This window comes from Thalassospira marina, from assembly GCF_002844375.1.
Classification (GTDB): Bacteria; Pseudomonadota; Alphaproteobacteria; order Rhodospirillales; family Thalassospiraceae; genus Thalassospira; species Thalassospira marina.
Window position 1 is genome coordinate 523917 of the sequence record NZ_CP024200.1, and the last position, 8584, is coordinate 532500.

Consider the following 8584-nt stretch of genomic DNA (forward strand, 5'->3'; position numbering starts at 1 on the left):
TATGGATCGGGCGGCACGGGCTTGTGCCGCCTTTTCCTTGTGCGGCAATGTTCTGTTTGTCGGGGATGATATAACGCGCAGCCATGCTGTGCCTGGGGGATGAATGCTGGATTTGATCTTCAGTAAGGTTGGGCCCGTCTTTTTGACGATCTTGTGTGGATATCTGTTGATGCGTTCCCGCATCCTGTCACGCGATGGCATTCCCGTTCTGGCCCGCATCGCGATGAATGTATTTATCCCGGCCATGCTGTTTCAAACCCTGTCGCAATCAGACATTCGTGCCCATTTTGATTTGCGCCTGTGGGGTGCATATTATGGCGGCGCACTTTTGAATTATGCGCTGGTTTATTTCACCGCCCGCTTCACCCTTGGGGCCAAAAACGACGAGGCCGCAATCACGGCCGTGGGTGGTGTCTTTTCCAATGTTGTGCTGTTGGGTATCCCGCTGGTTCAGGCGGTTTATGGTGAAGAAGGCCTTGTGCCCCTGCTGATCGTGCTGGCCATTCACCCGCTCACATTGCTGGGCATTACCATTTTTCTGGTCGAAGGCAGCCGAACATCGGGTGAAACCCGGTTGGCAAATGTTGCGGGCAGTATGGTGCGGGTTCTTAAAAATCCGATCATTATTGCCATTATTGCCGGGGTGGCGGCATCGCTCGTGGGGTTGAAACTGCCTGAAATTGCCAATAATACGCTGGAACGTTTTCGTGTTGCCGGGCCAACGGTGGCGCTGCTTTTGGTGGGGTGTGGCCTTTATGGGCAAAGTGTGCGCGGTAATCTTAAGGCCAGCCTGATTTGCACCTGTGCCAAAATGTTCATTCAGCCGGTATTGGTGTTTTCTGTCGCCTATTTCGTGTTTGACCTGCCGCCGCTCTGGTTAACGGTGGTAACCATCATGGCTGCTTTGCCGGCGGGGGCCAATGTCGCCATTTTGGCAGGCAACTACCAAATCTGTATCGACCGCTCGGCAACCACTATTCTGATCACAACCTTGATCAGTGTTATCACCCTGCCGCTTCTTGTGCTTTATGCCGGGGTTCAGCCATAAGCTGCGGTTAAAATCAACCGGCATAGGTCGATTTCATCCTGCGCCGTTGGTGGTAGTAATGCACCGTTTTGCGTGTGCAATGGCTTGCCCTGCACACGCTGGATAAAGCATTCAAGTGCCTCCGCATGGCCTTTTTGTGGGGGTCTGCTCAAAAGTTTTCCGCTGCGCTGAACGGTTCTTTTGCCATTTGCTGAAATGACCAGTTTGTGCCAATCGATCAGTTCAATTGTTGTGTTGGGCGCGGTAATATGCAGCCGTTCCTTTGGGTCGCGCTTATGCCCGCCATGGGCGTAATGCACGGTGGCGTGGCTGTTATCGGCAAACTGGATTTCCCATATGCTGTCCCCGCGTTCGTGGTTGATCCAGTGACATGTGATGTCGCGGATGGGTGATTTTGCCAGCGCGCTGATCAGATCAATAAAGTGGCTGATCTCGCCAATCGTTCGGCCACCGTGTTGGGGCTGCATTAGCCAATGATCGGTGGGCAAGGGGGACAGCCGTACTTGATAGGAAAAATGTTTGGGCCCGTCCGGCAAAGCATTTTGCATTTGTGAGCTAAAGGGCGCATAGCGCCGATTATGCCCTACCATCAAAACGTGGCCTGGGGTGGTTGCCAGCGCCGCTTCCTGCAAGACATCCAACTGCTTCAGGCTGACGGCAAGGGGTTTTTCCACCCACACATGTTTGCCATGTTCGAGTGCTTTTGCGGCAAGGTCCGCGTGGCTGTCATGGCGGGTGGCAATGATAACGGCATTAATTTCCGGGTTGTCAAAAATCTGCTGGGGATCGCTTATGGCTTCGGCGCCCGGTACGCGGCGGCAGGCACCCATCGCCGCCAGGCCGCGGGTGCTGGCGATATATCTGATGGCGATATCGGGCATTTGTTTTAAGGCTGGCAACAGGGTGGCGCCAGTGAAATTACCGGCACCAATAATGCCCAGGGTCACAGTCCCGCTTTGTGGTTTTGGCGTGGCCATAGCTGATGCAGGGCGCGCAATTACGGGTTCTTCATTATCCTCTTGGGCATTGTATTCAATCACGGTTGCCAGTGGTGATGTGCCACCATGTGGCGTGGTTGCGGCATCCAAAAGCGGAATTCTGGCTTCAATCAGTTTCGCCGGGTTAATCCGCTGGTCTGCCATCAGGTCCAGCACGGCCTGCATATTGCGTTTGATCGTCCATCTTGCATAGCCAATCGGGTAATCTTGGCCCAGCTGTTCATAGCTGGGGTCATAACGGCCGGGGCCATAGGACCGGACCTGTCGAAGGGTGATTTCTTTGCGAAATAACGGCCCGCGATCTCCACCCGGTTTGATATCGCCCACACAAACGATAATCCCGCGATCCCGGCATAACGGTGCGGCGACGTTAATGAGTGCGCCGTTTTGGTCAGATGCACATAATAATACGGCATCAAAACCAGCGCCGTGGGTTATCTCCCTCAGTTGGCCTGGGGGGATATTGGCAGCGTTTTCAAAACAGCCCATTGCGCCGCTTTCCTTTGCGGTTGCAAGGCGGCTTTTTTGCGGGTCAATGGCGATAACCCGTGCGCCTGCCGCAATTGCCAACTGAATGGCAAGTTGTCCGATCAGGCCGCAACCAACAACGGCAACGGTCATGCCAATACCAATTTCGCTCTGCCGTATGGCATGCAGGGCAATACAGGCAAGGGTGGTGAAAACGCCGTTCTCGTCACTGACGTTATCGGGGATCGGGCAGGCAAGGTTTTGGGGAACGACATTCCATTCGGCATGTCGGGCAAAATCGATCCCGCCACAAGCTACACGCATGCCTTTTGCAAAGCCCTGAACACCCTCGCCAATTTCTTCGATAATACCGCAGCAGGCATAACCTGCGGCAATCGGCTGATCCAGGCGGTGTTGTACGGCATTGCGGGTTGCGGCAATGCCATCGCGGCGCAGCTTGTCAAAAACCTGTGCGCTTAAATCGGGGCGTTTAAGTGCCTTTGCCAGCAGGGGCATGCGTGTTTCGGCATTTTGCGTTGCTTCGGTGCCCGGGCTGATTACCGATAGGCTCGTTCTGATCAAAATATGTCCAGGTTGCAGGGCAGGGACGGGGCATTGCGCCACCTTCACCTGCTTTTCACCTGGAAAACGCAGCAGGGCCTGCATCGTCGCCATATATCGATTTTCCCCCGAAATACCCGTTTGGGCTGTATTCTTCGTGCAGGATTAAATCATACAGATGGCGCATCGTCGATCAGTGATTGACGGAACAGGCCGGTGTCGCTAGCAACAGTCCCTATGTGAAACAGCACAGCGATCCGCTGGTTTTCGGGTTGCGTCTAACTGGAATATAGCATGTCAAATTCCCGCACGCCGAATGCCGCATCAAAACGCAAAAAGCTGTTATTTGTCTGCAGCGAGGACTGGTATTTCGTCTCGCACCGCATGGCGCTGGCGCGTGCGGCACAGGTCCGTGGCTGGGAAATTGTTGTGGCCTGCCGTAAAAATCAGGCCGCCGAGTTGCTTCTGGCCGAAGGTTTCAGGGTCATCGACCTTAATATCTCGCGGGGCGGCTTAAGCCCGGTTTCCTCGCTGAAAACGGTTTCACATCTGATCTCCATTTTCCGCCGTGAAAAGCCCGATGTAATTGTTAATGTCGCTATTCAATGCGTCATTCTTTCTACCCTGGCCGGGTTGCTTGTCGGCGCGCGCCGTATTGTCAATATGGTCACGGGGCTTGGTTTTGTTTTTGTTTCAAACGGGCGCAAGGCCAAAATCATTCGTGCAATTGTATGTCGCGTGTTGCGGTTCTACGCCTGCTTCAAATCGGTACAGGTCATTGTCCAGAATCAGGATGACGAGGAATTAATGGCATTTCTCGGTTTCCGTTCCCAGAACTTGTCTCTGATCCGGGGTTCTGGTGTGGATATGCAAAAATACTTTCCTGTTGATAAGCTTACCGAACAGGAAGCCCAGGGTCAGCCCAAAACGGCTATTTTTGTCGCCCGGATGTTGTGGTCCAAGGGGCTGGGGGAACTGGTCGCTGCCATTCGGCTGATGGCGGAAAAGGGCGTCCATTACCGCTTTTTGCTGGTTGGGGATGTCGACCTTGCCAATCCGGACAGCGCAACGGTTGACGACCTTGAAACCTGGCAAAAAGAAGGGCTGGTGGAATGGCTTGGTAAACGTAGCGATATTCCAACCCTGCTTCAGCAGGCTGACTTGGCAGTTTTGCCATCCTGGCGGGAAGGTTTGCCAAAATCACTGATTGAGGCTGCGGCCTGTCGCCTTGCAATGATCGCAACAGATGTGCCGGGATGCCGCGAGATCGTCCGCCATAACGATACCGGCTTGCTGGTAAAGCTGGGCGATGCCCAAGCCCTTGCCGATGCCATTGAACGGCTGATGGAAAATAACGACTTTCGTAACAATTTGGCTGCTAACGCCTATTTTCTGGTTAAGAACGAGCTGTGCGATGCCGTTGTCGTTCAGAAAACCCTTCAGGTGATCGAAGGATAAATCCGCATATTGTGAATGCATGAAGGACGTGTTTCCGGCTTGGAAGCACCAGTGCAACTTTTTTCGTTTTCCATATTGTATACAATATTCAAATGTGCGATATCTGGTTTCAGGCAAATCAGCGGACGTTCCCGTGGGGTGTGACCGCGTATCGGAAAAAGGAATTTTGTTATGCAGGTAAGCTGGACTGGTGTGTTCCCCGCTGTAGCGACCCAGATGTTCGAAGATGGCTCGATCGATTTTGATATGACCGCCAAACAGATCGAATCTTTGATCGATGCTGGCGTTGATGGCCTTGTGATGCTGGGCTCGGTTGGTGAAAACACCACCCTTGAAATGGACGAAAAAATCGCCGTCCTTAAACTTGCTGTCGAAATCACCAAGGGCCGCATTCCGGTTCTTTCCGGTGTTGCCGAAACCACCACGGCAGGTGCAATCAAATATGCCCAGAAATGCGAAGAACTGGGTGCCGATGGCCTGATGCTTCTGCCCGGCATGATTTACACCGCTGATACCCGCGAAAATCTGGCGCATTTCCGCGCTGTGGCGGCCAAAACCGCGCTGCCGATCATGATTTATAACAATCCGGGTGCCTATCGCATCGACATCAAACCCGAAGAATTCAACCAGCTTGCCGATGTTGAAAATCTGGTCGCGATCAAGGAAAGCTCGGGTGATCCGCGCCGTATCACCGATATCTATAATGCCTGTGGTGATCGCTTTGTTCTGTTCTGCGGCATGGATGATCTGGTTATGGAAACCCAGGTCCTGGGTGCTGTGGGCTGGATTTCCGGCTTTACCGATGCTTTCCCGGCAGAATCCGTTGGCCTGTGGAAGCTCCTGACCGAGGGCAAATATGCCGAAGCCGTCAAGATTTACCGCTGGTTCACCCCGGTTCTGCACATGGATGTACATGCAAAGCTGGTTCAGTACATCAAGCTTGCCCAGGCCATGACCGGTGTTGGCAAGGAATATGTTCGTGCCCCGCGCCTGACCCTGGTTGGCGAAGAACGCGAAACCATCACCGCGATCATTCAAAAGGCCATCGACACGCGTCCGTCACTGTGATTGTGTGTCGCTAACGCCTGCATCTTGGCACAAACCGGCAGGTCACATTCTGCCCTGCCGGTTTGAAGCCATTGTTTTGCTGTCATTTTCTGGGTGATGAGGTCCCGATGTCTGACCCGCAACATGTTCTTGTCATTGGTGCCGGAATTGTGGGGGTTAATGTCGGTCTTGCCCTGCAAAAACGCGGCTTTACCGTTACCCTGGCCGATAAGGGCGAGCCGGGGCGTGCCACATCGTTTGGCAATGCCGGTGGTCTCGCCGTAAGCGAATGCGCACCTATTTCCATGCCCGGCACCTTGAAAAATGTTCCGGGCTGGTTGATGGACCCTACCGGTCCGTTAACATTGCGTCTGTCCTATTTGCCTAAAATGCTGCCCTGGCTGCTGCGTTTTATGGCCGCTGGCCGCCGCAGCCGTGTCGAACAAATTGCAACCGAACTGGCCGCCATCCTGCATTCCGCATGGGATGATTATGATCCGCTGTTTCGCGATGCCAAGCTGCAGGATGCAGTGTTCCGCGATGGCGCAATGGCGGTTTACCGCAGTGAACAGGGCCGGCGCGGTGACGACTATTATACCGATCTGCGCCGTCGCAACGGTGTACGCCTGACCGACCTTTCACGCGACGAAGTTTATGACCGCGAACCGGACCTCGCACCGGGTTTTGTCTGTGGCGTGCTGGAAGAAGACTGGGGCAGGGTGCTTGACCCCTATAAAATCGTCACAGGTCTTTATCAGCTGTTTTTGGACCGTGGCGGAAAATTCAACACCGCTGAAATCACCGATTTTGTCTATCAGGATGGCCGTCCGCACGCCGCCATCAATCAGGCTGGCGATAATATCACGTTTGATAGCGTGGTGATCTGTTGTGGTGCCTGGTCGCGCCATCTCGCCGCCCGTCTGGGCAGCAAAGTGCCCCTAGATACCGAACGCGGATATAACACCACCGTCCCCTATAATGGTGTAACGCTTAATCATATGGTCATCAGCCCGGATGACAGCATTGTTCTGACGCCCATGGAAATGGGTATTCGTGTTGGTGGTGCGGTTGAACTTGCCGGTTTGCATGCCGCGCCAGATTACAGCCGTGCATCTGCCCTGTTTAAAAAGGGCCAGCAAGTTTTCCCCGGGCTGCGTGAAGAAGGCGGCACACAATGGATGGGTTTTCGTCCTTCCATGCCGGATTCAAAACCGGTCATTTCCGCAAGTCCCCGGCACGACAATGCCTATTTCGCCTTTGGTCATGGCCATCTTGGGCTGACAATGGGCGCAACCACTGGCCGTCTTCTGGCTGATCTGGTTGCAGGCCAGCCTGCCAGCATTGATTTGACCCCCTATCGCATCAACCGCTTTTAATCCGGAGCCCGCCATAAATGGCAAAACACAGTTTCTTTTGTATTGATGGTCATACCTGCGGTAACCCGGTACGCATTGTTGCGGGTGGCGGGCCACGGCTTGCCGGTGCCAATATGCGCGACAAACGCGCGCATTTCCTTGCTGAATATGACTGGATCCGAACCGGTCTGATGTTCGAACCGCGCGGTCATGATATCATGTCAGGCTCCATCCTGTTTGAACCAACCCGCGATGATTGCGATGTTGCCATCCTGTTTATTGAAACCTCGGGCTGCCTGCCAATGTGCGGGCATGGCACGATTGGTACTGTCACCATGGCGCTGGAACAGGGGCTGATCAAACCGAAAACCCCGGGTATTGTGCGTCTTGATACCCCTGCGGGGCTGGTGATTGCCGAATATGAACAGGTCGGCGAATATGTTGAAAAGGTCCGCCTCACCAACGTTCCGTCCTTCCTGTATAAAGAAGGTATCGAGGTTGACTGCCCTGAACTGGGCCGTCTGACGGTTGATGTGGCCTATGGCGGGAATTTTTATGCCATTGTCGAGCCGCAGGAAAATTTCCGCGACATGGCCGATTATTCTGTCGGCGATTTTCAGCGTCTCAGCCCGCAATTGCGCCAACGCCTCAACGAAATTGAAACATTTGTTCATCCTCTCCATCCTGAAATCAACGGTCTGTCCCACATTCAATGGACGGGCAAACCCACCCAGGATAGCAGTACGCATCGCAATGCCGTCTTTTATGGCGATAAAGGGATTGATCGCTCACCTTGTGGCACCGGCACCTCGGCAAGGCTGGCCCAGCTCGCCGCCCAGGGGCGCCTGCCAGCAGATGGCAGGATCGTCCATGAAAGCATTATCGGCTCGCAATTCGAGGCCTATGTTGTCGAGGAAACCAAAGTCGGCGATTATTCTGCTATTGTCCCCTCGGTTGCGGGCTGGGCGCGTATGCATGGTCTGAATACCATTTTCATCGATGACCGCGATCCCTATGCGCATGGCTTTATCGTCAAGTAACACCCGATCAGGGATTATTTGCGAGGGATATGCCCGAAATCCGGTAATTTTATTGCCACATTCAAGTCGCCCCGTTATGACTATTCTGGACGAATGATCACGCTGTGGTCATTCGTTCTGGCCAGGCAATAAGATAGACACAAAACAACATGGTAGCTTCCCCCCGTTTTACCCGTCGTACCATTACCGACCAGGTGACCGAAGATCTGCGTGAACGCATCCTTTCTGGTGATTTTCTGGCTGGCACCCAATTACGTCAGGATGCGATAGCTACCGAATATAATGTCTCCCGTATTCCGGTGCGCGAAGCACTACAACGTCTCGATGCCGAAGGCCTGGTAACTTTTCAGCCGCATAAAGGCGCTATTGTCGCCCAGCTTTCCCTTGACGAGATCGAGGAACTTTTTGAAGTCCGCCGTCTTCTTGAATGCGAATTGCTACGTCATTCGGTTCCCCGGCTAAGTGCCGATGATATCCGCGCGGCCACTGAAATTCTTGATGTCTATGACGAAGCCCTGCGCGCAGGCGACATTGCCCGCTGGGGCGAGCTGAACCGCCAGTTCCATGAACGGCTCTATCAGGCATCGAACCGCCCCAAAACGTTGGAAA

General features: G+C 53.8%; 7 protein-coding genes (1 of these 7 running past the window's edge). 6 read left to right on the top strand and 1 reads right to left on the bottom strand.

Annotated elements, in window-relative coordinates; genetic code table 11:
- Nucleotides 1-103: 103 nt before the first annotated feature.
- A complete protein-coding gene (locus CSC3H3_RS22510) occupies nt 104-1048 on the top strand; it encodes an AEC family transporter (protein ID WP_101268512.1) in 945 nt (314 codons plus the stop codon).
- Here CSC3H3_RS22510 and CSC3H3_RS22515 read toward each other — a convergent pair.
- Complete coding sequence (locus tag CSC3H3_RS22515; protein ID WP_101286621.1) at nt 1039-3189, bottom strand: bi-domain-containing oxidoreductase; 2151 nt, start codon at nt 3187-3189, stop codon at nt 1039-1041. The genes CSC3H3_RS22510 and CSC3H3_RS22515 overlap by 10 nt on opposite strands.
- A gap of 180 nt (nt 3190-3369) precedes the next feature.
- Between CSC3H3_RS22515 and CSC3H3_RS22520 the strand changes: the two genes are divergently transcribed.
- From CSC3H3_RS22520 to CSC3H3_RS22540, 5 genes are all read left to right on the top strand, one after another.
- Nucleotides 3370-4533 carry a glycosyltransferase family 4 protein gene (locus CSC3H3_RS22520; protein ID WP_101286622.1) on the top strand — a complete coding sequence of 388 codons (1164 nt, stop codon included), beginning with the start codon at nt 3370-3372 and terminating at the stop codon, nt 4531-4533.
- Between the two features lie 171 nt (nt 4534-4704).
- Nucleotides 4705-5601, top strand: coding sequence for a dihydrodipicolinate synthase family protein (locus CSC3H3_RS22525; protein WP_101286623.1), 897 nt, complete (start codon nt 4705-4707; stop codon nt 5599-5601).
- A 107-nt stretch (nt 5602-5708) separates the two neighbouring features.
- Entirely contained in the window at nt 5709-6956 is a 1248-nt protein-coding gene (locus CSC3H3_RS22530; RefSeq protein WP_101286624.1) for an NAD(P)/FAD-dependent oxidoreductase, read from the top strand.
- 17 nt (nt 6957-6973) lie between these two features.
- Nucleotides 6974-7975 carry a 4-hydroxyproline epimerase gene (locus CSC3H3_RS22535; protein ID WP_101286625.1) on the top strand — a complete coding sequence of 334 codons (1002 nt, stop codon included), beginning with the start codon at nt 6974-6976 and terminating at the stop codon, nt 7973-7975.
- A gap of 149 nt (nt 7976-8124) precedes the next feature.
- A protein-coding gene (locus CSC3H3_RS22540) for a GntR family transcriptional regulator (protein WP_101286626.1) crosses the window boundary here: on the top strand, nt 8125-8584 show its 5' portion. It continues 221 nt past the right edge of the window; 460 of the gene's 681 nt are visible here — the first part of the coding sequence; its start codon is at nt 8125-8127; its stop codon lies beyond the right edge, outside the window.

What these genes read in the sequence shown, in the direction of transcription:
- CSC3H3_RS22510 (WP_101268512.1), top strand. Translation starts at nt 104, where the DNA reads ATGCTGGATTTGATCTTCAGTAAGGTTGGGCCCGTCTTTTTGACGATC.
- CSC3H3_RS22515 (WP_101286621.1), bottom strand. Translation starts at nt 3,189, where the DNA reads ATGGCGACGATGCAGGCCCTGCTGCGTTTTCCAGGTGAAAAGCAGGTG.
- CSC3H3_RS22530 (WP_101286624.1), top strand. Translation starts at nt 5,709, where the DNA reads ATGTCTGACCCGCAACATGTTCTTGTCATTGGTGCCGGAATTGTGGGG.
- CSC3H3_RS22525 (WP_101286623.1), top strand. Translation starts at nt 4,705, where the DNA reads ATGCAGGTAAGCTGGACTGGTGTGTTCCCCGCTGTAGCGACCCAGATG.
- CSC3H3_RS22520 (WP_101286622.1), top strand. Translation starts at nt 3,370, where the DNA reads ATGTCAAATTCCCGCACGCCGAATGCCGCATCAAAACGCAAAAAGCTG.
- CSC3H3_RS22535 (WP_101286625.1), top strand. Translation starts at nt 6,974, where the DNA reads ATGGCAAAACACAGTTTCTTTTGTATTGATGGTCATACCTGCGGTAAC.